Source organism: Agrobacterium sp. GD03872 (genome assembly GCF_029840625.1).
In the GTDB taxonomy this organism is placed as follows: Bacteria; Pseudomonadota; Alphaproteobacteria; order Rhizobiales; family Rhizobiaceae; genus Agrobacterium; species Agrobacterium fabrum_A.
The window spans coordinates 69,019-93,751 of sequence record NZ_JAOCCY010000004.1; the positions used below are offsets into that span (position 1 = coordinate 69,019).

Consider the following 24,733-nt stretch of genomic DNA (forward strand, 5'->3'; position numbering starts at 1 on the left):
CCGTGGCGGTTACGCTGCGGGCGATTTGTTTTTTCGGTTGCTGACCTGCATCATCAGACGGTTTTCCGGACGCAAAGTGACCCGCATCAGCGGCTCGGTATTTGCCGGGCTTTTGTTCCTGAGGTGGTCGTTCTGCAAAAGCACGGCAAGGATTGCGACAGCCTCCATCATGGCAAAGGCATTGCCGATGCAGACGCGGGGGCCCGCGCCGAAGGGCATATAGGCATAGCGGTGGCGCGCCTTGACCTTTTCGGGCTCGAAGCGTGACGGGTCGAAGCGGTCGGGATCTTCCCACAGTGTTGTGTGCCGGTGGACGGCGTAGATCGGTACATAAAGAACGGTGCCGGCCGGGATGTCATGCTCGCCGAGCCTGAAGTCCTGCAATGCCGTGCGTGTCACGACGGGGGCGGGCGGGTAAAGCCGCATCGCTTCCGAAAATACCTGTCTGGTATAGGTCAGGCGGGCGATATGGTCAGCCGAGACCGGTTCACCGGCGGTGACAGCCTCGATTTCCGCGATGACCTTGCTTTCCACGTCGCTGTTTTGCGAGAGCAGATGGAAGGTCCAGGCAAGGCCGAGGGCCGTGGTTTCATGACCGGCGGTGATGAATGTCAGGAGATTGTCGATGATTTCCGTGTCGCTCATCATGCGCCCGGTTTCCGGATCTTTCGCTTCGAGCAGCATGGAAACCAGATCGTTTCTCTCGATCGGATTGCGGCGTCTTTCGGAGATGACGGTTGCAAGGCTGGAGCGAAGATAGCCGACTGCCGCGCGGGCCTTGCGCCGGCCCGGATGCGGGAGCCATTCCGGTGCGCCCAGCATGGCGAGTGCGAAGGTCCAGCCCGTGGGTTTCAGATAATCGGTGATGCTTTGCTCGACGCGGGCTATATCGATGCCATGGCCGCCGGACATCATGGTTTCAACGATGATGTCGAAGGTCGTCCGCATCATCTCATGGCCGATATCGATGTCGCCGGCAGGCGATGAGCGCCAGCGGCTTTGCGTGCGGCGCGCGGCGTCGATCATGACCGGCAGCAATTCCAGCAGCTTCTCGTGCCGGAACGCTGCAGCGACGGATTGCCTTTGCCATTTCCAGTGATCGCCATCGGCCGTCAGAAGCCCCTGGCCGAGCGCGGGGCCGAGGGCGCGGCGCACATCTTCGCCCTTGCCGAGCAGATGGGCGTTCTTGACCAGCGCCTCATGAATAAGCGCGGGATCGGCAAGATGAACCCGCATGACGCCGCCGAGACGGGTAAAGACCGCCGGCTCGCTGAAAATCTCCGGGGGCAGAGCCTTCAGCGGATTGCGGATCAGCGACAGGGCGACACGCGCCGTCGCGAATCTGGAGACAGGAGCGAGCCCGGGCGTATCGGGGGAGGCGGTTCGAATGTCGGTTCCGGTCATTTAAAGGTCCTTTGTCCGCTTTCAACGCTTACATATCCTGTTAAGGTGTATGCCTTATTTTCTATTATTTAAGGTGCACACCTTAGGTTTCAATGGCTGGGTTCGACATCAATGAAAAAAATCAGTACGGGACGGACGGCGACACGGCCCACGCGCCAGAGAATTCTCGATGCCGCTCTCGTGCTATTCAACGAGCGCGGGCCCGATCATGTGACGACAGCCGAAATCGCACGGACAGTAGAGATCAATGAGGGCAATCTCTATTATCACTTCCGCACCAAGGAAGCGCTGTTTCTGGCATTGTTTGGCCGGTTCGAAGCCGATGCGCTGGCGATTGTCGGAAAGATTGACGGGGCCGATGAGGGAGCGGCGGCAACCTATGCCGGTTTTCTGCGGCTCTGGTTTTCGCTGGTGTGGGACTATCGTTTCCTGTTTCGCGATCTTGTCGGTCTTGTCTCTTCCGCCCCGGCGCTGGTGGAGCCCGTGCGCACCATAAGCGCCGCCATGCGCCTAGCCGTCGGCGATATCGTCGCGCGCATGGAGAAAGCGGGCCTCGCCGCGATACCCGAGGAAGAACGGCCGGCCATCCTGACGAACCTCTGGATCGTCTCCACCTATTGGGCGTCTTATCTCAACCTTCAGGAAGGCATCACCGAATTTGGCCCACAGCAGCTGGACTGGGGATTGAAGCAGGTCTCAAGCCTGTTCAGGCCCTATCTCTCCCCGGAAGCGAAAGCCGAGCTGGAAGCGCTGCTGGTAGGGGAGCCGTAAGTTTCACCGATCGGTGACATTGCCGGAAAACAAGGGCGCCCGCGATGATATCCGTCGCGGGCGCTTTTACGAGTATCAGCCATATGTCGCTGAAATATCAGGCAGCCTTCAGCAGATCGCCATGCGGATCGAGGACGAACTTGGTGGCTGCGCCCTGATCGAAGCTTTCATAGCCCTGCACCGCATCGTCGAGCGCGATGATTCTGGCGTTGACGATATCGGCAATCGGCAGGCGGTCGTGCAGGATCGCCTGCATGAGCTGGCGGTTATATTTCAGCACCGGCGTCTGGCCGGTGTGGAAGGATTGCGCCTTGGCCCAGCCGAGGCCGAAGCGCAGCGACAGGCTGCCCTGTTTCGCCGCCGCATCCACTGCGCCGGGGTCTTCGGTGACATAGAGGCCCGGAATACCGATGGAGCCGGCGGCGCGGGTGATTTCCATCATCTGGTTGAGAACGATGGCCGGCTGTTCGCCGCCCGTATGGCCGCGTGCTTCAAAGCCGACGGCGTCGATGGCGCTATCCACCTCGTTGGTGCCGACGATTTCGGCGATCATATCGCCCAGCCGGTCACCCTTCGAGAGATCGACGGGTTCAAAACCGACTTTTGCCGCGTGCGCAAGGCGATCCTTGTTGAAATCGCCGATCATGACGACTGCAGCACCCAGAATACGGGCGGAAGCGGCGGCGGCAAGGCCGACCGGGCCGGCGCCCGCGACATAGACCGTGGAACCGACGCCGACACCCGCCTTGACCGCGCCATGGAAGCCGGTCGGCAGAATGTCTGAGAGCATGGTGAGGTCGCGAATCTTCGACATCGCCTTGTCGCGGTCCGGGAATTTCAGCAGGTTGAAATCGGCATAGGGGATGGTGACATAACGGGCCTGTCCGCCGATCCAGCCGCCCATGTCGACATAACCATAAGCGCCGCCGGCGCGCGACGGGTTCACCGTCAGGCAGACGCCGGTATCCTGCGACTTGCAGCAGCGGCAGCGACCGCAGGCGACATTGAACGGCACCGAGACGATATCGCCGATATCAAGCATCTCGACATCGACGCCTTTTTCGATGACTTCGCCGGTGATCTCATGGCCGAGAACGAGGCCCGGCATCGCCGTGGTGCGGCCGCGCACCATGTGCTGGTCGGAGCCGCAGATATTGGTGGAAATCACCTTGAGAATAACGCCGTGCTCGATACGGCGGCCATCCGGCGCCTCCAGCTTCGGGTCGTCGATGTCGCGCACCTCTACCTGACCCGGGCGCATGTAAACGACGCCTCTGTTCCTGCTCATATCCATCTCCTCCATGGTTTGAACACCGGCATCCGCCCGCTCCTCCGCAGGCAGGATGAAACCGTATGTGCAGCAAACCATGTGGCGGAGACCGTGGCGTTCGGGAATACGACAACGCCTATAGCCTTAACGACACCGGCTTTCGGCCGAAGTCACGGTGGCGTTATCTGTCGAGCGGCTTTCTGAGACGACCGGCGGCATCCTGAATATATTGCCAGGCGACGCGGCCCGAACGGCCGCCGCGCGTGGTCGCCCATTCCAGCGCTTCGTGATGCAGCGTTTCGCGGTCCAGCCCCAGATCGAAATGCGCCGCATAGCTGTCGATCATCGTCAGATAATCTTCCTGGCCGCATTTGTGGAAACCGAGCCACAGGCCGAAACGGTCCGAAAGCGAGACTTTTTCCTCCACCGCTTCCGAAGGGTTGATGGCGGTGGACTGCTCGTTTTCCATCATGTGGCGCGGCAGGAGATGACGACGGTTTGAGGTCGCATAAAACAGCACATTGTCCGGGCGTCCCTCAATGCCGCCGTCGAGCGCCGCCTTGAGCGACTTATAGGCCGTATCGTCATGGTCGAAGGAGAGGTCGTCGCAGAAGACGATGACGCGATGGCCGGAAGCCTTCAATATATCGAGCAAGGCGGGCAGGGTGTGGATGTCCTCGCGGTGCACTTCCACCAGTTTCAAGGAAACGCCGCTTGCCGCGCGCACATCTTCGTGAACGGCCTTGACCAGCGAGGATTTGCCCATGCCGCGCGCGCCCCACAACAGTACGTTATTGGCGGCAAAACCTTCCGCGAAACGCAGCGTGTTTTCGTGGAGAATGTCGCGGACGTGGTCAACGCCGCGAATGAGCTTCAGTGCGATGCGGTTGGGGCGCGGAACCGGCTGAATGAAGGAATTGACCGGCGCCCAGACGAAACAATCGGCCGCATTCCAGTCGTTTATGGCGGGCGCGGGCCCGGCCAGACGTTCAACGGCGATGGTGAGCCGGCGCAGTTCTGAAAGAAGCAGGGAGGCCGTTTCTTCTCGAATCATGGTGTTTCTTCCGCTTGTCTGGTGTTCAAAACTCTGTTTTGCGCCCGGCCTAGCATGGCGTTTCAGGCCCATAAAGGTTAAGAGGTCCGGAATCGGTACGGCGTGGGCCCTGCATCTGTTGCAATCCCGGCGTTCCCCACTATATTCCGGCGGCTTGAAAGCTGGGGCGGCATCCAAGGTCGTGCCGTAATTCTGAGGAGTTTTATATGTTCATTAGTCAAGCTTTTGCCCAGGACGCAGCGGGCGGCACGTCGGCGCTGGGTTCCGGCCTTGAAATGCTTTTCCTGTTTGCGCCGCTCATGGTGGTCTGGTACTTTTTCCTTATCCGCCCGCAGCGCGCGCAGATGAAGAAGCGCCAGGAAACGCTGACCAATATTCGCCGTGGCGATCAGGTCGTTCTCGGCGGCGGCATCGTCGGCAAGGTGACCAAGGTCATCGACGACAGTGAACTCGAAGTCGAAATCGCCGAAGGTGTGAAAATCCGTGCCGCCCGTGCTTACATTGCCGAAGTGCGCGTGAAGGGCGAAGTAGTCAAGACGGAAGCCGCTTCCTGATCCTGCCGGACAACCGAATGCCCGATTGCGAATTTTGACGGGTTGCGCGCAGCGCGACCCCAACCCTGACCGAGATCGAAATGCTTCATTTTTCCCGTTGGAAAACAGTCTTCATCTGGCTGCTTGTGCTGGCAAGCGTCTTCATCGCCTCTCCCAACCTGTTTACGGACAAACAGCTGGAGGGCATGCCTGCCTGGTACAAGGACAACAAGGTAACGCTCGGTCTCGACCTTCAGGGCGGTTCGCACATCATGCTCAAGATCGAGCGTTCCGACATCGTCAAGGAACGGCTTGAAACGATCGTGGGCGATGTGCGTACGCAGCTTCGCGACGCCAACATTCGTTATTCGGGGCTCACCGGCAACGGCCAGCAGATCCAGGTTCGCATCAGCGATCCCGCGCAACTGGAAGCCGCCAGGACCGCACTTCGCGATCTGACCCAGCCGGTGTCCGCCGGAACGCTGGTCGGCGGCTCCATCACCGAAGTGACGATGAGCGACGGCGGCGACAATCTGCTGCGGCTCAACCTGACGGATGAGGGCATCGATTACCGCCTGTCCTCGGCCGTTTCGCAGTCCATCGAAGTCGTGCGCCGCCGCGTCGATGAAGTCGGCACCACCGAGCCGCTCATCCAGCGTCAGGGTTCCGACCGCATCATCGTGCAGGTGCCGGGCCTTCAGGATCCGCAGCGCCTGAAATCGCTCCTCAACCAGACGGCAAAGCTCTCCTTCCGCATGGTCGATACGACGATGCCGGTGCAGGAAGCGATGAACGGCCGTCCGCCCGCGACTTCAGAGGTTCTCTATTCGCAGGACGATCCGCCGGTTCCTTATCTGGTGGAGCGCCGCGCGCTCGTTTCCGGCGACAATCTCGTCGACGCGCAGGCAAGCTTCAACCAGCAGACCAACGAGCCGGTCGTCACCTTCCGCTTCGACAGCCGCGGCGCGCAGCGCTTCGCGCAGGCCACGCAGCAGAATGTCGGCAAGCCTTTCGCCATCGTGCTCGATAACCAGGTGATTTCCGCACCTGTTATCCGTGAGCCGATCATCGGCGGTTCGGGGCAGATATCGGGCAATTTCTCGGTACAGGGCGCCAATGATCTCGCGGTCCTGCTGCGTGCGGGCGCTCTGCCGGCCACGCTGACCGTGGTTGAGGAACGCACCGTCGGCCCGAGCCTCGGTAACGACTCCATCACCGCCGGCCTTACTGCAAGCGCCATCGGCGCCGCCGGCGTCCTCATTTTCATGTTCGTCTTTTATGGCTTCTTCGGCCTGCTGGCGAACATCGCGCTTATCGTCAACGTCGTCATGCTGCTCGCGGTGCTGAGTGTGATCGGGTCGACACTGACCTTGCCGGGTATCGCCGGTATCGTGCTCACCATCGGCATGGCGGTGGATTCCAACGTTCTGATCTACGAGCGAATACGCGAGGAGGTGAAGAGCGGCAAACCGCTGATCCAGTCGCTGGATAACGGCTTCACGCGCGCCTTCGCGACCATCATCGACGCCAACGTGACGACGCTGATCGTGGCGAGCGTGCTGTTCTATATGGGTACCGGCCCGGTCAAGGGTTTTGCCGTGACGCTCGCCGTCGGTATCATCACCACCGTCTTCACGGCCTACACGCTGACGGCGTGGATGTTCGGCTACTGGGTTCGCCGCAGCCGTCCGAAACACCTGCCGAAGGGTGTTCGCACCGCCATGTTCGATGGCCGCGACATTCCCTTCATGCGCTACCGTCGCGTGGTGTTCATGATCACCGCCGCCGTCATGCTCGCCTGTGTGGGCGGTTTCGTTGGCAAGGGCCTGAACCTCGGCATCGACTTCCAGGGTGGTTCGGTCATCGAAGTGCGCGCCAAGCAGGGCGAGGCCGATCTCGCCGATATTCGCGAGCGTCTCAATCAACTGAACCTCGGTGAAATCCAGGCGCAGAATTTCGGCACGCCGCAGGACGTTCTCATCCGCATCCAGGCGCAGGACGGCGGCGAAAATGCCGAGCAGTCCGCCATTACCCTGGTGCGCGGCGAGCTTGAGGACAAGTACGATTTCCGCCGCGTGGAAGTTGTCGGTCCGGCTGTTTCGGGCGACCTGACGATGACCTCCACCATCGGCGTCATGCTCGCCATGGCGGCGATCATGATCTATATCTGGGTTCGCTTCGAGTGGCAGTTTGCGCTCGGCGCGGTCATCTCGATGGTGCATGACGTGGTCTTCACCATAGGCCTCTTTGTCTTCCTGGGGCTGGAATTCAACCTGACGAGTATCGCGGCGATCCTGACGATCATCGGTTATTCGCTGAACGATACCGTCGTCATCTACGACCGTATCCGCGAAAACCTCAGGCGATATAAAAAGATGCCGCTGTCGATGATTATCGATGTGTCGCTGAACCAGACGCTGTCGCGTACGATCCTGACCGGTCTGACCGTGCTTCTGGCGCTGCTCGCACTCTACCTCTTCGGCGGCGAGGTCATCCGCTCCTTCACCTTCGCCATGCTGTTCGGCGTCGGTATCGGCGTGTTCTCCTCGCTCTATATTGCCGCGCCGGTGCTGATCGCCTTCAAGCTGCGTCCTGACAGCAAGGATGCGGAAGACGAGAAGGATGAAAAGTCCGGCAACGCCATCGGCGGCAAGCCTGCCGTCTGATGGCCGGCGGGATTGAAATACGCCCGGCCCATTTTCCCGGCCGGGCGCCCATCGATGCCTATGGCAATGGCGGGTTCCGTTTTGCCGACATGTCGCATCGCGGTTCCCTGCTGCTCCTGCCTTCGGGCATTTATGGCTGGGAGCCCGTCGATGCGAAAGACTTGACCGTCGGGCATTTTGAAAAGGTTCTGGCGGAAGCGCAGGATATCGAAGTGCTGCTGATCGGCACGGGTGACGGCATGCGGGTTCTGCCGAAGGAACTGCGCGCCGCCTTTAAGGAGGCGGGCATTTCGGTCGATCCGATGAGCACGGGGGCTGCCGTGCGCACCTACAATATCATGCTTTCGGAATCGCGCGCCGTGGCCGCGGCGCTGATTGCCGTCGAAGGCTGACAGGACGTTTCGCGCGGGGAACCATGGCACCCACAGAAAATCTCGACGTCTGCCTCGCGACGCTGCGCGATACCGATCGCGACCGCTATCTCGGCTGCCTTCTGTCACCCGCCGACAAGCGCAATGCTCTTGCCGCACTATACGCCTTCAACGCCGAAATCGCCCGTATCCGCGATTCCGTGCGCGAAGCGTTGCCCGGCGAGGTGCGCATGCAATGGTGGCGTGACCTTCTCGACGGCAATGCGCATGGCGACAGCCAATCCCACCCGGTGGCTGCTGCGCTTCTGGCGACAATCGAGCAATACCGCCTGCCGCGATCCGTGCTGACCAATATGATCGAAGCGCGAATCTTCGATCTCTATGACGATCTGTTCGAGGATCGCAATGCCCTTGAAGGTTATGCCGGCGAGACCGCCTCGGCGCTGATCCAGCTCGCCAGCCTCGTGCTTTCCGCTGAAGACGCCGTATCCAGTGCGGAAGCGGCGGGACATGCGGGCGTGGCGCAGGCCATGGCCGGCATGCTGCTGCTCATGCCGCTGCACCGGCGTCGCGGGCAGGTCTATATTCCCGCCGACATGCTGGCGGCTGCGGGTCTTGACCGCGAGACCTTTCTTGAAGGCCACGACAAACAGCGCATCGGCATCGCCATCGAGATTTTCGCGGCCCATGCGCTGGATCATATCGAGAAGGCGAGGCGCGCGAAGATTTCGAACAATGTCTTTGCCGCCTTTCTGCCCGTCGCCCTGTCCGGCCCGGTCATCGCCGCCGCCCGCAGGGCGGGGAGCGGCGTATTTGATGGCGACCTGCAACTGTCGCAGCTTCGCCGGCAATGGCTTCTGGCCAAGGCCTCTTTCCTCAAGCGTTTCTGACCGCAAGCCGCCCATTGCGGCGAGCCACACTTCACGCAAGCCTCGCGCTTTATGAACCCAAACCGGGTTCGTGTCGTTTTGAGTCGCGAATCGAGAAGTTTCGGTGCTGAGGGAGCGTCCCGGATGAGTTTGGCGATCTGGATTATCGTTTTCGTGCTGCTTTCGGTCTTTGCCGTCTATGCCTGGCGCATGTCGCGGGCGACGGACGAGGACAATAGCCATGACGTGGGGCAGGCGATCATGGATTTCGCCCGCGCCTTTCCCAATGAGGCGATCAGAAGCCTGCATATGACGGTGGGTGGCGGCGCGGCTTTCGTGCGGCTGCACGACAACAAGGCCGGCTTCATGCGCAATATGGGCTCACATTACGTGTGTGTGATGATCGATCCCGAGCGCATCAGGGTCGAGAGCCTGGAGAGCGGCGACGGTTTCGTCGTCACCTTCTTCGACACGCCGAAATATAGCGGCTCATATCGCTTCAAGTCTGCGGGCGAGGCTGCCGAGGTTTCGCTGTGGTTGCTTGGCAGCCTCGTGGAGGCGCAGGATCATCATGATGAAGGGCCGCTGCCCTCGGGAACCTGACGGGCCAGCTGTCATTGCCCGTCGAGCGGCGGGGTAGATGCGGCGTGCTGGCGCTCGCGCCAGATGATGAACAGGCCGGATGCGACGATGATGAGGATGCCGAGCCATTTCGACGGCGTCGGAAAATCCGAAAACAGGGCATAGCCGAGAATCGTCGCCGAGATGATCTCGAAATACTGGAATGGCGCCAGCAGCGACAGCGGCGCCAGCCGGAAGGCCCTGACGATCAGCAGGTGCATATAGCCGGATATCGACCCCAGCAACACGAGCAGGGTAAGCGCAAAGCCGGATTGCGGCAGTGATACGGCAAAATCCCAGTCGCCAAGCGCATCGCCGGCAAAGAGGGCAGCGCCCATGAACACGGTGCCGGCAATACCGGACATGGTCTGCATGACAAGCGGGCTGTCGGCATCGCCGATGGCGCGGTTGAGGAACAGATAGAGCGTGTAGAGAAAGGCGCAGGCGACCGGCAGGAGCGAGGTCCAGCCGAAGATTTCGAAACTCGGCTGAATGACGATCAGCGCACCGCCGAATCCGACGACGATCGCCGTCCAGCGTTTCCAACCCACCCTGTCGCCAAGGAAGAGGGCCGACATCATCGTCAGCATGAAAGGTTCGACGAAATAGATGGCGAAGACATCGGCAAGCGGCATGTATTTGACGGCGGCGAAGAACATCAGGCTGGCCGAGGCGTGCAGCACGCCGCGCAGGCAGTTCATCCACGGACGCCTGGCGCTGAACAGCGCTTTCGGCGATACCACCAGCAGCAGCGGCAGGGTGCACACTACCTGAAAAAAGAATCGATAAAACGTCACCTGCGCCGGCGACATGCCGCCCACCACCGCCATATATTTGGCAATGGCATCCATGACCGGCAGCACCAGCATGCAGCCCGCCATGATGGTCATGCCCCTGGCGACATCGCTGAAACCGTTCTGATTTGTCATGGATCTGGCTGCGCTTTCGGCCAATGGGCCCAATGAGAAAAGGGGGCGTCGAAAGGCCGCCCCCTTTCCAGGGATCAGGCGGCCTTCTGGCGCGGCAGGCTCTTCATATCAATGACAAAACGATAACGCACATCGCTTTTTATCATGCGTTCATAAGCATCGTTGATCTGATCGATATCGATCATCTCGATTTCGGCGGCGATGCCTTTTTCGGCACAGAAATCCAGCATTTCCTGGGTTTCGGGAATGCCGCCGATCATCGAGCCGGCAAAGGTCTTGCGGCCGGGAATGAGGCTGAAGGCGTGGATGGACAGCGGTTTTTCCGGCGCACCCACCTGCACCAGCGCCCCGTCGCGTTTCAGCAGTGCGAGATAGGCGTTGATGTCGTGGTCGGCGGCGACAGCATCAATGATGAGGTCGAGGCTCGAAGCGGCCTTTTTCATCTGCTCGGCATCGCGCGAGACGATCACCTCGTGAGCGCCGAGCTTTTTCGCGTCCTCCGCCTTGCCGGGCGATGTGGTGATCATCACGACAGTCGCGCCCATGGCGTTGGCGAGCTTGACGGCCATGTGGCCAAGGCCGCCGAGGCCGACGACACCGACACGTTTGCCGGGGCCGGCGTTCCAATGGCGCAGCGGTGAATAGGTGGTGATGCCAGCGCAGAGCAGGGGTGCGGCGGCGGCCGGATCAAGGCCTTCGGGAATGTTGAGGACGTAACGGTCGTCAACGACCACATGGGCGGAATAACCGCCAAGCGTATGCGCGCCGCCGCCCATGGCCTTGTCAGGCGAATTATAGGTGCCGGTCATGCCGTTTTCGCAATATTGCTCCAGCCCCTCGGCGCAGCTTGCGCATTCGCGACAGCTGTCAACGATACAGCCGACGCCGACGCGGTCGCCGGCCTTGAACCGGGTGACCTGCGAGCCCACCCGGCCGACGCGGCCGATGATTTCGTGGCCGGGAACGCAGGGATAGAGGGAGCCGGGCCATTCGCTGCGGGCCGTGTGGATATCGGAGTGGCAGACGCCACAGAATTCGATCTCGATTTCGACATCGCGCGGGCCGGGATCGCGACGCTTGATGGTCGCGAGCTTCATCGGCGAAGAACCGTCATCGCAGGCATAGGCGGACGTTGTGAACATGGTTGTTCCTCCTCTTGTGGTGATCAATGCTGGAAACACCGGCCTGCGGCAAAGGTTGCGGTGGGATCAGCCGCCTGCGCCGGTTTCGGGCACTGCCGGGCCAAAAACCTCCTCGAAGGCCTCGCGCAGCAGAACGTCGACGTCGCCGATCATAACCGGCAATCCAAGATCGACAAGGCTGGTGACGCCATAGGCGCTGATGCCGCAGGGAACGATGCCGGAAAAATGCGAGAGGTCGGGATCGACATTGATCGACAGCCCGTGGAAGCTCACCCATTTGCGCAGCCTGATGCCAAGTGCGGCGATCTTGTCTTCAGCCATGCCGCCATCGGGCAGAAGCGGTTTCTCCGGCCGCCTGACCCAGACGCCGACCCGGTCCTCGCGCCGCTCGCCGCGCACATTCATCTTGTCGAGCGTGCGGATGATGACGTCCTCCAGCGCCGCCACATAGGCGCGGACATCCTGCCGGCGGCGTTTCAGATCGAGCATCACGTAGACGACCCGCTGTCCCGGCCCGTGATAGGTATATTCGCCGCCGCGGCCCGTGGCGAAGACGGGAAAACGATCCGGCTCGATGAGATCGGCCGCATCGGCGCTGGTGCCGGCCGTATAAAGCGGCGGATGTTCCAGCAGCCAGACGAGTTCGTCAGCCTCGCCGTTGGCAATCGCGGCGACTTCACGCTCCATCTCCTCTATCGCCTGTCCGTAGGGGACGAGGCCTTCCGAGATTCGCCAGCGAACCGGCGGTGAACCGGCGGCGGGCAGCATGTTTGTCTCGATATCGGTGCGTGTGAGCATGAAAAAGTCCTTTCCACAGCCTTCTCGCAAAATGATGAGAGGGCGGCAACCCCAGCATTTCCGGGCTTCCTGCATATAGGATGGTGCGGTGCGATTTTTAATTTCAAAAAACTGTCACGACGCTCTTGTGCACCGAAAATCCTTTTGCTACATGCACCCCCGTCGGCGCAAGTCGACGCCTACCACGATGCGGTCGTGGCGGAATTGGTAGACGCGCAGCGTTGAGGTCGCTGTGGGGCAACCCGTGGAAGTTCGAGTCTTCTCGACCGCACCAAAGAAACCCGCTTCGGCGGGTTTTTTCTTTTTCAGCCAGTCAGTTAACCCTGTTTCTCCTGAAATTGGAAGGGCTGTCCCGTGCGGCGCGGGATGCATCTCGGTTGCCTCGAAATGAATTATCCTTGCAGCCCGGGCGCTGCGGCTCCGGGCGGCAATCGTCGACTTGTCGCCATTCGAACTGGGCGATCAGCGACGCCGGTTTCCATCACCGACACGATGGGGATCGCCATCCATCACCTGATCCATCCGCCACTCGCTTCCGCGATATGGACTTTGCCACGTCTGGCATCCGGCGAGAACGACAGTTACGGTCAGCAGTCCAAGAGTAAGAGCGCTTCGCAGCATATTGAGCCCCTTCGAAATATCATCGCAAGCCATGTAGGTGCCGGCTGTCGGTTTTGCGACGGGTTCTCGGAATTTATCGGTGCTTTCAGACCGGCGACAGGATTTGGCAAACATCAAATTTCGGTGGATATTGGTGCACGCTGAGGTAGATAGCCGGTTCACCATGCAAAAACGAGGGGTGGAATATTGGAGGTCTAATGTTAGTTTTTGTCGGGGAAAATGTCTGGGGGCTTTCGTGCAGGGGGACAAAACGGATTCAGACAATGCGCTCGGCTATTACATGTGGAGCATTTCCGACAACAGGCTGATCATGGATGCGGTCACCGCGGAATGCCATGGGTTTTCCGAACCGGTTGCGTCACGTGGGGTGACGATCGAGGAGATTCTCGAAAGAATCGATGTCGAAATGCGCGATCAGGTGGCGCAGGCCATTTTTGACAGCATCACCACCGGCGTGTTTTTCGACCAGCGCTACAAGGTCAATCTGCCTGATGGTTCGAGCCGGTGGATCGTGGCGAAGGGCAGGGCGATTTTTGACGCCGACAATACGCCGTTTCTCGGCATTGGCAGCGTTCGGGATATCACCCTTAAAAAAAACTATCAGTTCGAGCCTCGGCAATAGCGGTCAGGCAGGCGAAAACGGCGCATAAAAGAGGCGGCTTTCGCCGCCTTTTTGTCTGCATGTGCCGGGACATCAGAAAACGGCAAGATATTTCAGCAGCGAAATAATGCCGATGATGATGACGATCACCTGTGCGATCTGTTTCGCACCGCCGCCGACCGGCAGTCGCGCGATAAGCCACAAGACGAGCACAATCACCAGGAAGGTGATCAGAATGCTGACGAGCGTAGATGTAACCATATGTCCCAGCTCCCTTTTCAATCAATACTCAACGGTCGTTCACCGTTGCGTGAGTAAAAGCGCGAGGCTAATTTTGGTTCCATCGGGTGAAATCGCGGTGTGAGGTCGGGCATGAATCAGTTCAGGGTTAAAAAGCGGCCGACGGGCGCTGTCGTCACTCTTGGCCGTCTCGGGCATCCCGATGTCGTCACGGCCACCGGAGGCGCCCTGACGGTGGTGACGGCGGCCTCGGAGCCGGGTTTCAATCCGCTCGACCTTCTTTATTCGTCGCTGTCGGCCTGTCTGGCGCTCAGCGCCCGGATTGCGGCGAGCCGCATGGGCGTGCTCGACCGGTTCGAAAAGGTTACGGTGCATGTATCAGGCGAAAAGGCTGAGGAGGAGCCGTCGCGGATCGTGCGTTTCGATGTCCGGATAGAGATAAAGGGGGATTTCGATGAGGCCACGCGCAGCGCCATCGCCCATATGGCCGAGGATATCTGCACCGTCAGCAACACGCTGAAGGGCGATGCGGAATTTGCGCTGTCGATTACCGGCTGACTATCAGGATTTCCGGGATTTTTCCCATTTTTTCACCAGCCGGTCGCGCTTGAGCTTCGAGAGGCGCTTCAGCCAGAAAATGCCGTCCAGCTGGTCGATCTCGTGCTGGATGCAGATGGCGTGAAATCCCTTGGCGGTCTGGCGGTGTTCGCCGCCTGCTATGTCCTGAAATCTCACCTCGATTTCCGAGGGCCGCTCCACCTCATCGGTAAAGCCCGGCATGGAGACGCTGCCCTCCATATGGCGCATGGTCTGCGTGGATTGGCTAACGACTTCAGGATTGATGTAGGTAAGGACGGTTCCCGGTGTCAGCTCCAGCACGAAAACGCGCTGTTTGACGCCGATATGGGCGGCGGTGATGCCGACGCCGGGCGCGGCGCGCATCGTATCGATCAGGTCCGTCACCAGCTCCTGCAATTGCCCGTCGAAAGCCGTGACCGGCGGACAGATTTCGGACAAACCGGGATGAGGGTAGGGCAGGATCGGCCTGATTGCCAAGGAATGCTCCGTTCGTTTCAAATCCGCAGGGACGCCGCCGCAAGGGCCTGTCCTTCTTCGGTCGCCTCCAGAAAGCTGCGCTGGGTGCGGGCATCGCGTTTTGTCACCTGCACGAAACGTGGCGACAGGGCAGTGATTTCGCGCAGAATGAGGGCATGTGCAAGCCCCAGCCGGTTGGCGATGCTGCGGCTGTCAGCGGCGATGTTCAGATAAACCGAAAGAAGGATTGCTGCACCCGTGGCGGTCAGCACCTGTGAGGCGCTTTCCTGAACCCGCTCCACCGCCGCCATGAACGCCTCGGCGGATTGCTCCTCTTCCATCAGGAGGCATCCCGACGCAGGCGAACGGAAACGAGCACCGATTTCGATGTCGGCGTGAAACTGCCTTCGCCATAGCTCGACAGCGGCACCAGCACATTCAGTTCCGGATAATAACCGCCGACGCTGCCCTGCGGGATATTATAGGGCACCAGCCGGAAATTCCGCGCAATGCGTTCAACGCCGTCGCCATATTCGCCGATGACATCGACGCGCTGGCGGGAATGGGCACCGAGCGCTTCCATGTCCTTCGGGTTCATGAAGATGACGTGGCGCTCGCCATAGACGCCGCGATATCGGTCATCCATGCCGTAGATCGTGGTGTTGTATTGATCGTGGCTGCGGAAGGTCTGCAATACGAACAGGTCGTCGCGCGTGAGCGCCTGCTGGTGTTCGGTTTGTTCGGGCAGCGGACCGCTATAGAAGGCGGCCTTTTTCGTCGGCGTGTTCCATTCCCGTTCGGCTGCCGCGTTGCGCAGATGAAAACCGCGCGGCACGCGGACGCGCTCGTTGAAATTATCGAAACCGGGAATGACCCGCTCGATCATGTCGCGGATGAGATCGTAATCATCGGCAAGCGCCTTCCAGTCGACATGGGCATTGCCAAGCGTCGCCTCGGCGATGCCGGCGACGATGGCGACTTCCGAACGCAGCTCATCCGAGGCCGGCGGGTTGATGCCGCCGGAACCGTGCACCATGCTCATGGAATCCTCCACCGTGACGATCTGCGAGCGGCCGGCCGAATTGCGGTCGATTTCCGTTCTGCCGAGACAGGGCAGCACGAAGGAGGTTTCGCCCGGCACCAGATGCGAATGGTTGAGCTTGGTGGCGATATTGACGGTCAGCTTCTGCTTTTCGAAAGCCTTGACGATCAGCGGGCTGTCGGGCGTTGCGCGCATGAAATTACCGCCGAGCGCGATGAAGGTCTCCGCCTTGCCGTCCAGCATCGCGGCGACGGCTTCGACGGTATTGTGGCCGGGCTTGCGCGGCATGGGGACGCCGAGTTCCTTTTCCAGCGCGTCGAGAAGCGCCGGCGGGGCTTTCTCGTCGATGCCGACGGTGCGGTCGCCCTGCACGTTGGAATGGCCGCGCACCGGGCAAAGGCCGGCGCCGGGCCGGCCGATATTGCCGCGCAGCAGCATGAAATTGGTGATCTCGCGAACGATGATGACCGAATGCTTGTGCTGGGTGACGCCCATGGCCCAGGTGGCGATGACGGAACCGGCATTCATGTAGATACGGGCAGCTTCCTCGATCTCCGCGCGGGTGAGGCCGGACTGGTCGAGAATGCTTTCCCAGCTCGTCGCATCGACGGCAGCGCGATAGGCCTCGAACTCCGCCGCATGTTCGGCGATGAAGTCGTAATCGATGATGGCGGGTTCGCCCGCCGCCCTTGCGGCATCGTCGGCGGCGAAGACCGCCTTGCTCATGCCGCGCACGGCCGCCATGTCGCCGCCCTGGCGCGGCTGGTAATAATTGGTGGCGATGCGGGTGCTGCCGCCGGTAATCATCTCCACCTTGTCCTGCGGGTCGGCAAAGCGCTCCAGACCCTTTTCGCGGATGGGGTTGAAGACGGCGATGCGGGCGCCGCGGAGGGCGGCGCGGCGCAGGTCGCCCAGCATGCGGGGATGGTTGGTGCCGGGATTTTGCCCGATGACGAAAATGGCGTCCGTCTGCTCGAAATCCTCAAGCAGCACGGTGCCCTTGCCGACGCCGATCGAAGCCTTCAGGCCGACGCCGCTCGCTTCGTGGCACATGTTGGAACAGTCGGGGAAATTGTTGGTGCCGTAAAGCCGGACCATCAACTGATAGAGGAAGGCCGCCTCGTTGGAGGCGCGACCGGAGGTATAGAACTCCGCCCGATCAGGGCTGTCGAGACTGTTGAGGATACGGCCGATTTCGGCGAAGGCTTCGTCCCAGGAGACGGGCAGATATCTGTCGCTCGCCCGGTCATAACGCATGGGATGGGTGAGGCGACCCTGTTTCTCCAGATCGTAGTCGGACCAGCTGCGCAGTTCCGAGACCGTGCGGCTGGCGAAGAAGTCCGGCGGTACGCGGGCTTCCGTCGCTTCCCATGATACCGCCTTGACGCCGTTTTCGCAGAATTCGAAGGAGGACCCATGTTCCGGGTCACCCCAGGCGCAGCCCGGGCAGTCAAAGCCGTCCGGCTGGTTGGTCTTCAAGAGTATGCGTGCGCCGGAAATCGGTGCACCGGATTCCAGCAGGCGTTTGCCGACGCTTTTGAGTGCGCCCCAGCCGCCTGCGGCGGACGATGCCTTGCCTATGAAATCCGTTTTGCTCATGGTCCATTTCCCGGAATCTGTATTTTGCGGTCGTTCGGCGGCGTTTTGCCGTTCGTCAGATGCATATTCAGAAGCGCCGATCCATACCGGCTGTCAATGCTTAATTGTGCATCGCGGCAAAACCGTCATTTGCCCGTTCAACATTTGAAATGGGAACGGCGTAAAGGGGGTGGACGTTGTCGCAAAACGGGCCGCAAAGATCGGCCGATCATGCTTATGGCTGCTGGCGGAAGCCCTGCCGGCGCATGGGAAGAGGAATGTCGAATGGATTTTTCGCCGCGGTCGCGGAGCCTGTGTATTTGCAGCTATCCGGTTGTTGACAATATACTTTTTAACGCCATTCTGCCTTCGCATCCGAGCACTGCGGCATTTGAATACGAGGGGACGCCATATGACAGACCGTGACGACGATGCTGTTGCGCCCGAAGATGTAAGGCCGACAGAGGCGCCGTCCGATATTTATGCCGAGGACGGCTCGGTTCGATCCGATTTTCTGACGATGGTGGGTGCGGCGATTGCCGACCGCGACCTGCTCTTCCTGCGCAAGAACGTGGCGCGGCTGCATGAATCGGAACTCGGCGACCTCTTGGAATCCATCCTGCCGGAACAACGCCACGCGCTTGTGCGGTTGCTCGGTTCCGATTTCGACATGACGGCGCTGACCGAGGTGGATGAGGGCATCCGTCTCGATATCGTCGACCAGATGTCGAACGAGCAGATCGCTGCCGGCATCGGCGAGCTCGATTCGGACGACGCCGTCTATATTCTCGAAGACCTCGACGACGAGGACCGCGAGGATATTCTCTCGCAACTGCCGTTTACCGAACGCGTGCGGCTGATGCGGGCGCTGGATTACCCGGAAAGCTCGGCCGGCCGCCGCATGCAGACGGAATTTGTGGCCGTGCCGCCGTTCTGGACCGTGGGGCAGACCATCGATTATCTGCGAGAAGAAGAGGAACTGCCGGATTCCTTCACGCAGATCTTCGTCATCGATCCCACCTTCAAGCTGGTCGGCGCGCTCGATCTGGACAAGGTGCTGCGCGCCAAGCGTCAGGTGAAGATCGAAACGATCATGCACGAGACGAATCACTCGATCCCGGCCGAAATGGACCAGGAAGAGGCGGCCCAGCTTTTCGAGCAATACGACCTTCTCTCCGCCGCCGTGGTCGACAATAATGGTCGTCTGGTGGGTGTGCTGACCATCGATGACGTCGTTGACGTGATTCAGGAAGAGGCCGAGGAGGATCTGCTGCGTCTTGGCGGTGTGGGTGACGAAGAGCTCTCGGACTCGATCGCCAGCACCTCGCGTTCGCGCGTGCCGTGGCTCGCCGTCAACCTCATCACCGCCTTTCTCTCCGCGTCGGTCATCAGCCTGTTCGACGCAACGATCCAGCAGATCGTCGCGCTCGCGATCCTGATGCCGACGGTGGCCGGCATGGGCGGCAACGCCGGATCGCAGACCATGACCGTGTCGGTGCGGGCGCTTGCCACCAAAAGCCTCGATATCCACAATGCGGCCCGCATCATCAGGCGCGAGGCGGGTGTGGGTATCCTGAACGGCATGCTGTTCGGCTGCGCCATCGGCGTCGTTGCCGGTGTCTGGTTTCAGGATATCCATATTGGCGGCATCATCGCCACGGCCATGTGCCTCAACATGCTGGCGGCGGCGCTGGCGGGCATTCTCATTCCGCTGGTGCTCGACAAGTTCGGAGCAGACCCGGCTGTCTCCTCGGCGGTCTTTGTGACGGCGGTTACCGATATTGTCGGTTTTTTCGCCTTTCTGGGCATCGCGACCTGGTGGTATGGTATTTCCGGATAGGAGAATTGGGCAAAAATTGACTTTTACGTGAAGGTCAAATAATATCATCCGGTTATGAATCGGATAGGCCCTTGGACAAGTATTATAGCATAACCGAACTGACACGCGAATTCGGTGTTTCCACCCGTACCTTGAGATTTTACGAGGACGAGGGGCTCATCCATCCTGAGCGCCGCGGGCGCACGCGGCTTTTCAGGGCTGCCGACCGTCATCTCATTCAGGAAATCCTGCGTGGCCGCCGTATCGGTTTCACGATCTCCGAAATTCGCGAGATCATTCATGTCTACAAGGAACCGCCGGGCGAATCGGGCCAATTGGTGCTTCTGATGAGGAAGGTCGATGAAAAGCGCGCCGAACTTCGGCAAAAGCGCAAGGACATCGAAGAAACGCTGGCGGAACTCGACAATGTCGAAGAAGCCTGTCTGACGCGGCTTGCCGAAATCGGCGTCGGGACGTGAACCCGGCCCTGTAGCGGTGTTGGCTATTCCGTTGACGTAATTGTCGGGAATGGCTCTAAGCCTTTCCACTTTGCTGCATATGGAACGAGCGGGTTTCGCTTGTCTCTTCTCCCCGGCGGGGAGAAGGTAGCGGGATGAGTGGGCGAGCTCTCGATTTATCGCCGACGTTGCCCCCTCATCCGACCCTTCGGGCCACCTTCTCCCCGGCGGGGAGAAGAAAAGGCGGCAAGCGCTAACGTTCTGGCTACCTGAGCCTACTGCGCCTCAGCCGTGCACTGTTGCGCCACTTCGCTGACCTTCGTCTGCTGATCGGGGTTTAGCTTGCCGTCCATCATCATGTCGAACAGGTTTTCCGCCTGCAGTTTCTCCAGCGTGCAGCCACAGAAGCGCTGGCACAGTTCCAACCCATTCGCCTGCTCGACGCAACTCTTTTCACAGCTCGATTTGTAAAGCTCGACCTGATCGACAGGCGGGGGCGGGGCGATGACGGACAGGACATAAACGAGACCGATCAGCACCGGCTGATGGATCAGGTAGAAGGCGAGGCTGTGACGTCCGGCGCCGGCGATCAGGTTACGGGGTGAACTCGGGTTTCGAAAGCGGTCGAGCCAGCCGCGCGGGGTGACGAATTGCGAGACGGCGAGACCGGCGAGGAAGGGCGCAAGCCAGGGCAGCAGCGGCACATAATCGTTCGAGCGGGGCGGCATGGTGGAAAAACCGATCCAGGCCAGCCATTTGGCGTTGAACAGCTCGGATTGCAGATATTGCGGCAGGATGAAAGCGATCACCGCGAAAAGCAGCGTCACGGCCGCGGGGGCGCGCAGGAACAGCAGCCCCACAAGGCTTGCGGCGGCGATGTTGTGCAAGATGCCGAAGAAGATGAAGCTATCAGGAAAGGCGAAATAGGTGGCGACGGTGATGAGCAGCGCCGAACCGGCCACCATCGCGAAACGCTTGCCGAAGGACGGCCAGTTCACGCCCTTGCCATGGGCGAGAAAGAGGCTGAAACCGGCGAGAAACAGGAACGAGCTGGCGATGCCGCGCGCATAGAGCTTCCAGAGACCGGTGGTTGCCGTACCGGGTTCGAGATAGCCGAAATATTCCAGATTCCAGGTGAAGTGGTAGGACGCCATGGCGATGAGGGCCAGCCCGCGCAGGGTGTCGAGGCCGCCCATGCGGCCTTTGCGGCGGTTTTCGTTTGCGGCTGCGTTCGTGTCCATGTTTTCCGTTTTTCAGCTTTTCAGGAGGCCGACATTCAGGTGGCTTGGCCCTTGAAGTACGGCGATTTCAAGGCCTGTTTTCTTCCATGATGGCGCGCCGGGCCTCGGAAAAGAACTGGCGGCGCAAGAGCGCCACGATGATGATGACGGTGCTGGCGATGAAGACGTAGGGACTGATGAACCAGCCGAGATAGCCGATGGACAGAAAGATGGTCCTGAGGCCGTCATTGAAGTTCTTAGCAGCGATGATGTTCATCTTTATGACGTTTTCGGCGGCGCGCTCGGCCGCCTCGCGGTCCGCACCGACGTCATGGACCATGGGAATGGCGCCGAAGAGGATGGTGCAATAGTTGAACAGGCGGTAGGACCAGCCGAATTTGAAGAAGGAATAACCGAACAGGCAGGTGAGCCCGATGACCTTCAGTTCGAAGGCCGTGCGTCCGGAGTAATGCACGAAAGGCATGTCGCGAAACACCGATTCGACCTGCTCCGTCGCACCCAGCAGAGCGAAACAGCCGCCAATGGCGAAGATGGAGGTGGAGGCGAAGAAGGCTGTGCCGTTCTGCAGGCCGGCCATGATCTGGGTGTCGATCATCTTCAGGTCGCGCTTCAGCGAATTCATGATCCAGTCGCGCCGGCGCTCGGCCATGGCCTGATTGAGGCTGGCGCGCGAAAACAGCCGCGATCCCGTCGTGATATGGGTATAGGCGGCCCACAGGACGATGAAAACGACGATCGATATATAGTCCATGACGGCCATCACGGGCAGGTCACCTTGCTGTTTGCGAATCTTCGAAAGCATATTGATTTGAAGGCCATGGCAAGGCAATGGCGGCGGTCGCCGTCATCCGATATTCTCCTTTGCCGTTGCGGTTTCATCATTCGGTTTTTCGCTAACTTTCCGGTAACCAAGTCGCTTTATCAATCCGGTCGCGGACAAGAGGTCTGCCGGTTCCGGGTAAGGTTTTGCGTACCGGTTCCGACTGATCTTCCGTCAGCATCAACGGCCGATTGACAGGACGGCCGTTCGCACCTAGCTTTTCACGAGGACCGGTGTTTCCGGTATCCGGAGTTGCCAAGGCTCCCATGTCCCGCATCCTGCGGGCAGGTTTTGTCTCTCCGGCCCGGTATCAGCGGCAGTCCGGCGTGAATAACCGGGGGACGCCTTTTTCTACGAATCGTTCCCTTCATGTCCGCCTGTCCCTGGCTTGCAACATCGCAAAGATGCCGGTCCGCTTCATCCTTTCCCTTCAGGTTCCCGATGACAGACAAAAACCGCTCCGTTTTCATTCTTGGCGGCGCGCGCTCCGGCAAGTCCCGTTTTGCAGAGGAACTCGCGGTAACTGCCGGCGGAAGCCTGCATTATCTGGCCACCGGCCGGGCATGGGACGATGAGATGCGCGAGCGTATCACCCATCATCAGGAACGACGCGGCGGCGAATGGACCACCCATGAAGCCCCGGTCGATATTGCCACTGTGCTGGGACGTCTCGATGCGCCGGAAAATGTCATTCTCATCGATTGCCTCACCTTGTGGCTCACCAATCTGATGATGGAGAATGCCGATATCGAAGCTGCGTTCACGGCAGTTGAGGCGGCGATTATATCGGCTCAGGCGAAGCTGATTTTCGTCTCCAACGAGGTCGGTCTCGGCATCGTGCCGGAAAACCGCATGGCGCGTGAATTCCGCGATCATGCCGGCAGGCTGCACCAGCGCGTCGCCGCCATTGTCGACGAGGTCTATCTTGTCGCCGCCGGGTTGCCGCTCAGGATGAAGGGCTGACGCGAAACCCGTAAAAGCGGGATTTCCTTCATCATCTCTTCCGGTTTCCGCGTCGTTTCTCCCGCCGGCAGCGCCCTTTCCTGACGGGGCTGCGGCAGCTTCGCTTTCTTGATCTGGATCAAGGTGGCCTTTCCCCGCCAGTGGCAATGCTCCAACCGACGCAAAGGCATGTTTCCGCCCTCCCAGGCGTGTCCTGAGCCTTTCGTCGGTCGGCTTGCACGTTGGGGGAAACCAACAATGAATTATACGTTAGAAACCGCGATCGTGGCGCTTGGGGCCTTTCTCGCGTTGCTCGGGGCGGCCTTCGCCCATGACAGTCTTTTTGCCGCCCATATGTGGGTGCTGTTCTTTACGCTTCTGGTCAGCACGGTGCTTCTGCTGCGCCGTGTTTCCTTCGCGCCGGTCGATCCGGCCGCGCTCGTCCGCCGCAAGTCGGAATATTTCGACGAGGTAGTGAAATACGGCGTCATCGCGACCGTATTCTGGGGTGTCGTCGGTTTTCTGGTCGGCGTCGTGGTGGCGCTTCAGCTCGCCTTTCCCGATCTCAACATTGCGCCCTATTTCAATTTCGGCCGGATGCGGCCGCTGCACACATCGGCGGTGATCTTCGCTTTCGGGGGAAATGCGCTGATCGCCACCTCCTTCTATGTGGTGCAGAGAACCTGTCGCGCCCGCCTGTTCGGCGGCAATCTCGGCTGGTTCGTGTTCTGGGGTTACAATCTCTTCATCGTCATGGCCGCCACGGGCTATCTGCTCGGCATCACGCAGGGCCGTGAATATGCGGAGCCGGAATGGTATGTCGATATCTGGCTGACCATTGTCTGGGTCGCCTATCTCGTCACCTTCCTCGGTACGATCCTGACGCGCAAGGAGCCGCATATCTATGTGGCGAACTGGTTCTATCTGAGCTTCATCGTCACCATCGCCATGCTGCACATCGTCAACAATCTGGCGATTCCGGTTTCCTTCCTCGGCGTCAAGAGCTACTCGGCCTTCTCGGGCGTGCAGGATGCGCTGACGCAATGGTGGTACGGCCATAACGCCGTCGGTTTCTTCCTCACCGCCGGCTTCCTCGGCATGATGTACTACTTCATCCCGAAGCAGGTGAACCGCCCGGTCTATTCCTACCGCCTGTCGATCATCCACTTCTGGGCGCTGATCTTCATGTATATCTGGGCCGGCCCGCACCATCTGCACTATACGGCGCTGCCGGACTGGGCGCAGACGCTCGGCATGGTGTTCTCGATCATGTTGTGGATGCCGTCCTGGGGCGGGATGATCAACGGCCTGATGACGCTTTCCGGCGCATGGGACAAGATCCGTACCGATCCCGTCGTGCGCATGATGGTGATGGCGGTTGCCTTTTACGGCATGGCGACCTTCGAAGGCCCGATGATGTCGATCAAGGCCGTCAACTCGCTCAGCCACTATACCGACTGGACCATCGGCCATGTTCATTCCGGCGCACTCGGCTGGAACGGCATGATCACCTTCGGCGCAATCTATTACCTGACGCCGAAACTCTGGGGCAGGGAGCGTCTCTACAGCCTGCAACTGGTCAACTGGCACTTCTGGCTCGCCACGCTCGGCATCGTCATTTACGCCGCCGTCATGTGGGTAGCAGGCATCCAGCAGGCGCTGATGTGGCGCGAATATGATAGCCAAGGCTTCCTCGTTTATTCCTTCGCGGAATCGGTCGCGGCGCTGTTCCCCTATTACGTGATGCGTGCATTGGGCGGTCTGATGTTCCTCAGCGGCGCGCTCATCATGGCCTACAACGTCACGATGACCATTCTCGGTCATCAACGCGACGAAGGTATCCACACGGATGCCGAGGCTTCGGCGCAGCCCGCCGAAACCCGTTCGCTACAGCCCGCTGAATAAGGA

General features: G+C 60.1%; 24 protein-coding genes and 1 tRNA gene. 13 read left to right on the plus strand and 12 right to left on the minus strand.

The features are described from left to right. Positions 1 to 9 precede the first annotated feature (9 nt). The gene (locus N5D22_RS11345; protein WP_279655094.1) at positions 10 to 1,404 is read right to left on the minus strand and encodes a cytochrome P450; all 1,395 of its coding nucleotides are present in this window, start codon (positions 1,402 to 1,404) and stop codon (positions 10 to 12) included. A 111-nt stretch (positions 1,405 to 1,515) separates the two neighbouring features. Between N5D22_RS11345 and N5D22_RS11350 the strand changes: the two genes are divergently transcribed. Next, the gene (locus tag N5D22_RS11350; protein WP_279655095.1) at positions 1,516 to 2,175 is read left to right on the plus strand and encodes a TetR/AcrR family transcriptional regulator; all 660 of its coding nucleotides are present in this window, start codon (positions 1,516 to 1,518) and stop codon (positions 2,173 to 2,175) included. Positions 2,176 to 2,272: 97 nt separating this feature from the next. Here the strand turns inward: N5D22_RS11350 and fdhA are convergent, their stop codons facing one another. Both fdhA and N5D22_RS11360 read right to left on the minus strand, forming a co-directional pair. Beyond that, positions 2,273 to 3,463 (minus strand): formaldehyde dehydrogenase, glutathione-independent, encoded by a 1,191-nt coding sequence (gene fdhA / locus N5D22_RS11355; RefSeq protein WP_279655096.1) that lies wholly within the window; start codon positions 3,461 to 3,463, stop codon positions 2,273 to 2,275. 163 nt (positions 3,464 to 3,626) lie between these two features. Then, positions 3,627 to 4,499 carry an ATP-binding protein gene (locus tag N5D22_RS11360; RefSeq protein ID WP_279655097.1) on the minus strand — a complete coding sequence of 291 codons (873 nt, stop codon included), beginning with the start codon at positions 4,497 to 4,499 and terminating at the stop codon, positions 3,627 to 3,629. Between the two features lie 206 nt (positions 4,500 to 4,705). On the opposite strand from N5D22_RS11360, the gene yajC reads away from it, so the two are divergent. The 5 genes from yajC (at position 4,706) to N5D22_RS11385 (ending at position 9,541) form a co-directional block, all read left to right on the plus strand. Further along, entirely contained in the window at positions 4,706 to 5,053 is a 348-nt protein-coding gene (gene yajC / locus N5D22_RS11365; protein ID WP_004441911.1) for a preprotein translocase subunit YajC, read from the plus strand. Between the two features lie 80 nt (positions 5,054 to 5,133). Next, entirely contained in the window at positions 5,134 to 7,698 is a 2,565-nt protein-coding gene (gene secDF / locus N5D22_RS11370; protein WP_279655098.1) for a protein translocase subunit SecDF, read from the plus strand. Then, positions 7,698 to 8,090, plus strand: a complete 393-nt coding sequence (locus tag N5D22_RS11375) for an Mth938-like domain-containing protein (RefSeq protein WP_279655099.1) — start codon at positions 7,698 to 7,700, stop codon at positions 8,088 to 8,090. Before secDF ends, N5D22_RS11375 begins: the two co-directional genes overlap by 1 nt. A 23-nt stretch (positions 8,091 to 8,113) precedes the next feature. Further along, complete coding sequence (locus tag N5D22_RS11380; RefSeq protein ID WP_279655100.1) at positions 8,114 to 8,959, plus strand: phytoene/squalene synthase family protein; 846 nt, start codon at positions 8,114 to 8,116, stop codon at positions 8,957 to 8,959. 123 nt (positions 8,960 to 9,082) lie between these two features. Further along, positions 9,083 to 9,541 (plus strand): hypothetical protein, encoded by a 459-nt coding sequence (locus tag N5D22_RS11385; RefSeq protein ID WP_279655101.1) that lies wholly within the window; start codon positions 9,083 to 9,085, stop codon positions 9,539 to 9,541. Positions 9,542 to 9,552: 11 nt separating this feature from the next. On the opposite strand, the gene N5D22_RS11390 is transcribed toward N5D22_RS11385, so the two are convergent. The 3 genes from N5D22_RS11390 to lipB form a co-directional block, all read right to left on the minus strand. Then, positions 9,553 to 10,488 (minus strand): DMT family transporter, encoded by a 936-nt coding sequence (locus N5D22_RS11390; protein ID WP_279655102.1) that lies wholly within the window; start codon positions 10,486 to 10,488, stop codon positions 9,553 to 9,555. Between the two features lie 74 nt (positions 10,489 to 10,562). Next, the gene (locus N5D22_RS11395; RefSeq protein WP_279655103.1) at positions 10,563 to 11,630 is read right to left on the minus strand and encodes an NAD(P)-dependent alcohol dehydrogenase; all 1,068 of its coding nucleotides are present in this window, start codon (positions 11,628 to 11,630) and stop codon (positions 10,563 to 10,565) included. A gap of 66 nt (positions 11,631 to 11,696) precedes the next feature. Beyond that, entirely contained in the window at positions 11,697 to 12,428 is a 732-nt protein-coding gene (lipB, locus tag N5D22_RS11400) for a lipoyl(octanoyl) transferase LipB (RefSeq protein ID WP_279655104.1), read from the minus strand. A 189-nt stretch (positions 12,429 to 12,617) separates the two neighbouring features. Here lipB and N5D22_RS11405 point away from each other — a divergent pair. Beyond that, positions 12,618 to 12,702, plus strand: a tRNA-Leu gene (locus N5D22_RS11405). A gap of 582 nt (positions 12,703 to 13,284) precedes the next feature. Beyond that, positions 13,285 to 13,671 carry a PAS domain-containing protein gene (locus N5D22_RS11410; RefSeq protein WP_279655105.1) on the plus strand — a complete coding sequence of 129 codons (387 nt, stop codon included), beginning with the start codon at positions 13,285 to 13,287 and terminating at the stop codon, positions 13,669 to 13,671. Between the two features lie 72 nt (positions 13,672 to 13,743). On the opposite strand, the gene N5D22_RS11415 is transcribed toward N5D22_RS11410, so the two are convergent. Then, the gene (locus N5D22_RS11415) at positions 13,744 to 13,911 is read right to left on the minus strand and encodes a Thivi_2564 family membrane protein (protein ID WP_003502827.1); all 168 of its coding nucleotides are present in this window, start codon (positions 13,909 to 13,911) and stop codon (positions 13,744 to 13,746) included. Between the two features lie 111 nt (positions 13,912 to 14,022). On the opposite strand from N5D22_RS11415, the gene N5D22_RS11420 reads away from it, so the two are divergent. Continuing rightward, entirely contained in the window at positions 14,023 to 14,448 is a 426-nt protein-coding gene (locus N5D22_RS11420) for an OsmC family protein (RefSeq protein ID WP_196377868.1), read from the plus strand. Positions 14,449 to 14,451: 3 nt separating this feature from the next. Here the strand turns inward: N5D22_RS11420 and N5D22_RS11425 are convergent, their stop codons facing one another. Genes N5D22_RS11425 through N5D22_RS11435 form a run of 3 tightly spaced genes read right to left on the minus strand, consistent with a single transcriptional unit; the run spans position 14,452 to position 17,566 of the window. Next, positions 14,452 to 14,946: a peptide deformylase gene (locus tag N5D22_RS11425; RefSeq protein WP_279655106.1), complete on the minus strand. Its 495-nt coding sequence runs from the start codon at positions 14,944 to 14,946 to the stop codon at positions 14,452 to 14,454. Positions 14,947 to 14,963: 17 nt separating this feature from the next. Further along, complete coding sequence (locus N5D22_RS11430; protein WP_279655107.1) at positions 14,964 to 15,266, minus strand: hypothetical protein; 303 nt, start codon at positions 15,264 to 15,266, stop codon at positions 14,964 to 14,966. Beyond that, positions 15,266 to 17,566, minus strand: coding sequence for an FdhF/YdeP family oxidoreductase (locus N5D22_RS11435; protein WP_279655108.1), 2,301 nt, complete (start codon positions 17,564 to 17,566; stop codon positions 15,266 to 15,268). The genes N5D22_RS11430 and N5D22_RS11435 overlap by 1 nt, the downstream gene beginning before the upstream one ends. A 391-nt stretch (positions 17,567 to 17,957) precedes the next feature. Between N5D22_RS11435 and mgtE the strand changes: the two genes are divergently transcribed. Then, on the plus strand, positions 17,958 to 19,385 hold the full coding sequence (gene mgtE, locus N5D22_RS11440; RefSeq protein ID WP_279655109.1) for a magnesium transporter: 1,428 nt from the start codon (positions 17,958 to 17,960) through the stop codon (positions 19,383 to 19,385). Between the two features lie 71 nt (positions 19,386 to 19,456). Continuing rightward, complete coding sequence (locus N5D22_RS11445; protein WP_279655110.1) at positions 19,457 to 19,843, plus strand: MerR family DNA-binding transcriptional regulator; 387 nt, start codon at positions 19,457 to 19,459, stop codon at positions 19,841 to 19,843. Between the two features lie 254 nt (positions 19,844 to 20,097). Here N5D22_RS11445 and N5D22_RS11450 read toward each other — a convergent pair whose 3' ends face one another. Continuing rightward, entirely contained in the window at positions 20,098 to 21,063 is a 966-nt protein-coding gene (locus N5D22_RS11450; RefSeq protein WP_279655111.1) for a DUF1624 domain-containing protein, read from the minus strand. A gap of 67 nt (positions 21,064 to 21,130) precedes the next feature. Next, positions 21,131 to 21,823, minus strand: a complete 693-nt coding sequence (locus N5D22_RS11455; RefSeq protein WP_279655510.1) for a DUF599 domain-containing protein — start codon at positions 21,821 to 21,823, stop codon at positions 21,131 to 21,133. Between the two features lie 501 nt (positions 21,824 to 22,324). Here N5D22_RS11455 and cobU point away from each other — a divergent pair. Next, on the plus strand, positions 22,325 to 22,846 hold the full coding sequence (gene cobU, locus N5D22_RS11460) for a bifunctional adenosylcobinamide kinase/adenosylcobinamide-phosphate guanylyltransferase (protein WP_279655112.1): 522 nt from the start codon (positions 22,325 to 22,327) through the stop codon (positions 22,844 to 22,846). A 237-nt stretch (positions 22,847 to 23,083) separates the two neighbouring features. After that, positions 23,084 to 24,730, plus strand: coding sequence for a cytochrome-c oxidase, cbb3-type subunit I (gene ccoN, locus N5D22_RS11465; RefSeq protein ID WP_279655113.1), 1,647 nt, complete (start codon positions 23,084 to 23,086; stop codon positions 24,728 to 24,730). Positions 24,731 to 24,733: the final 3 nt, after the last annotated feature.